Source organism: Neisseria sp. P0001.S005 (assembly GCF_051963715.1).
In genome coordinates this window covers 1-238 of the sequence record NZ_JBQCTZ010001067.1, presented here as the reverse complement: position 1 = coordinate 238, position 238 = coordinate 1, and the positions used below count along the sequence as shown (strand labels likewise).

Below are 238 nucleotides of genomic sequence, written 5' to 3'. Positions count from 1 at the left end.
CGGATACCGCGTACGGGTTCGAATTCCAGGCCTATGGCTATGGCGAACCATACTTCACGGTCGTTATCTTAGTCGTCTTCATTATCGACAAAGGGGATGCCGAATTTGTCCGCAAAGCTCATATTTTCTACTTTGCGCAACATAAATTCTGTGTGCGGATGGATATTGGTGATCTAAAAATAAATGGTGTAGTCGATACAGCATGCAACCATGGAATCCATCACAACGCCGGAACAAG

General features: G+C 45.4%; 1 pseudogene. It reads right to left on the bottom strand.

Annotated features, from left to right (window positions below):
- Positions 1-238: pseudogene (locus ACTHSP_RS24080) on the bottom strand (epoxyqueuosine reductase QueH); the annotation flags it as partial.